The 3138-nt window shown below is 45.0% G+C and carries 2 protein-coding genes; both read left to right on the top strand.

The annotated features are described in order from the left end of the window. Positions 1–950: 950 nt before the first annotated feature. Positions 951–2507, top strand: coding sequence for a hypothetical protein (locus AC1XUD_RS26460; RefSeq protein WP_483364061.1), 1557 nt, complete (start codon positions 951–953; stop codon positions 2505–2507). Between the two features lie 86 nt (positions 2508–2593). Further along, positions 2594–3138 (top strand): hypothetical protein (locus tag AC1XUD_RS26455; RefSeq protein ID WP_483364060.1); only part of this gene is annotated, 545 nt, incomplete at its 3' end.

The raw sequence follows: 3138 nt of genomic DNA, 5'->3' as shown, positions 1-3138 counted from the left end.
GTATTTACCTTTCCTGAATCAAATACAGATTGTGCCTTTTTTTGTGAGTTTATTCGATGAAAATCAGTGATGCGGGGGGTTGAGGGCTGAGTCGAAAGCTACCTTTTCAGTCATTGCAATGTTATCAAAATCACTTGCGCAAGAAGGAAATTGGTTGACAGTAATATATAGGTATGCAAAATCCGATGATTCCTAGCCTAATAGATTAGAAAATATCTTATCTCTAGTCATATAGCTGGGCGCAACCTGAAGAAGTACCTTCTTAAAGGTATCGGATTTAATGAAGTTACTACCAAAGAGGTATTTTACAGAATTTGGCTTACCATGACCTTTGTACCGTCGAAGAAAAACAGCGATTGAACTTGCCACACTGGGCAAATCCATCAGGAGTTTTCTTCGATTCCATTAACATATTAACAGATAATAAATCTATTTATGAGCAAATGATTTTCCAACAATTTCACGAAGACAGAAAAAATTTCATCAACTCCAAAAAACATCCAAATGAAACGACTATCAAGAAAATCTCATTGACACGTTGCGTATGCTTGCCATTTCGTAAATGGGAATGACCGGCAACATTGCGTAGCAGGCTCAGGTTAAATTTGGCGCAAATCCGGCTGGCGTTACGGCTAACTCCTTTTTCGACGTAGAAGGGATTGGTGCCGACTAAAGGGCTCCTTGTAAAACCGCCGCCGATCCGGCAAGACTCGGAGGTATGAAAGTTCCTTTGTGTCCGTGCGTACAAGACTGAGGCCGCCAACTGACTAATCATGGCCTTAACATTTACAATCTACGGTCTCCAGTGTGACTGAATAAATGCCAAAACAATGAAAGCGGCATCTTAGGAAGACTTCCATCTTCCGGAAGTTTATGGGCGAGGTCATCATTTAGGCAGTTTATAACAAATGAATACAAATCAAATTTTAGCTTTTTAACATATGAAAAATATGGCAGTTTTTTTTACACGAACATCAGCGCACGCAAGATTGCTATCGTGTGTTTTATTATTGATGTTGTTCAGTAGCCTGGCATTTGCACAGGAAATGATTACCAATGGTTCACTTACAGGTACTCCTGCATGGACGGGTGTACCTAGCGGGTGGTATACTGTGACCCCTAACCCGGATCTTAATAGTGTAGGCTCAGGAGCACTTAATGGTGGAACTACCGGCGTTCCTTGGAAAGGAACGCCGGTAGCTTCACCAGATGGTGGTACATTTGAAAGTATGGTGAGTTTTAGAAGTGTTGATGGTCTCACTGTTCAATCCGAAGCATTTGGAACTACAATAACTGGTCTCACCGTCGGGAAAAAATACAAATTCAGTTATTATTGGGCATTGACACCAAACCAGATGCAAGATAATGATCCAGTCAAGCCGGCAGTTACCATTACAGGATTATCTGGTTATACCCAAGTTTCATCTTACACCACGACTCCCTGGAATTGGGTACAGGTCGCACAAACATTAACTGCCACTGCTACAACAGCCACTATAAGTTTTGCTATACAATCTATCCCAGTAGGATTTAATGTTACGTATTCTAGTATCGATGGTGTATCATTGATACCAGATTGTGCTGCCGGATCTGTGGCTCCGGTACCAGGCGCGAGTACTTTACTTGCTTGTGGCGCAACTGCCAATTTAACCACACTTCAAAGCGGCACCCCACCAAGTGGAAGTACATTTAAATGGCATACAGGAACACCCGGAACCTCGGCTAATCTGGTAAGCAACCCAACAGCGGTTGCTGCACCCGGAACCTACTACCTGACATACAACGATGCTACGAACAATTGCTTTAGCCCAACCTCGTCAGCTGTTACAGTTTCATCTGCGACACCGGCCACACCAGCAATCACGGCTGTTGATCCGACATGTACAGTTCTTACGGGTGGAATCTCAGTAACGTCACCCGTTGCAGGAATCACTTACACGCTCTCGCCGGGCGGTGCGACAAGTACAACAGGCTCTTTCACAGGACTGGCAGGTGGCAGCGGCCCTTACACGGTAACAGCCTCAAACGGGACATGTACATCTGGTGTTTCAAATTCGGTAAGTGTGGCTGCTGTACCTAACTGCGCGGTTGCTGACCTTCGTCCTTTGTATGCCATGGGAGATGTTGGTTACATCAAACCATCAGCACTTACAAAAAATGCCACGCTGCGTATTTTCAACGTGGGTCAAACGGGATCCGTATCATCAGGACCAATAACAGTCTATATTTATCCGCCAAACAACCAGTTTTCACTCGTGCTGGGCTCGGCACCGGGGTGGGCTATGACATACGATGCAGGTGGCAACTACTATACGCTGAGCTCCACCTCTGAGACAGTTGCTTATGGAGCAACCAACTTCAAGTCTGTTCCACTTGTTATTACAGCAGCACCTGCCACATCCAAAGGAAAATATACCATCAACTTTGAAATTGGAGACGGTTCGGGAGGAGAAACCAATAACCTCAATAATACTGTGCCGATAGAACTGACCGTATCGGGCTTGTAATCTACCCATCCGCACAGATTTGGATCTGTGCGGATGCATAAAATATGCTTCAAATAATTTGATAAAATACACACAAAACGGAAAACATGAAACATCTATTCTTAAGAGTGAATCTCGCTGTTATGGCACTGCTTCTGGCCGTCAATCTGTCTTTTGGACAAGGAGAGAATATCAATCTGCAGGCCGGTAATTATGACATGGACCCATATCCGGCATACAACCCCACGGGAAGTGTCACGGGAACCTACACTATAAATGCTTCCAAGTCCGCCCACACTTTCACGGCAGGACAATTTACGATCAACGTTGCATTTCCTCCAGGGGCTGTGTATGCAGGTGGCGCCGTTCTGCCAGCAGGTTTCGCCATCCAATCGGGCACAGACGGATCTTCGGCTGTCGTTATCGAGATTACAGGCGATTGGTCAGGATCAGGACCAGCGGCCCTTCGCAAATTCGTATTGCCTATACGAATCATCGCTGCTTCACAGGACCAGCCAACAGGCACATTGTTGGTATGGAATGATGCTTTCGTTACCGAGAATCCGGTAGGTAATACCACTGGCTCACCACTGAATGTAGCCAATGTCTTGCCTGTCAAACTCATTTCTTTCAATGTAACTAAAGAAAACAC

This window comes from Dyadobacter sp. HNCC25DJ184 (assembly GCF_056895215.1).
This window is presented reverse-complemented; position numbering and strand designations above follow the sequence as displayed.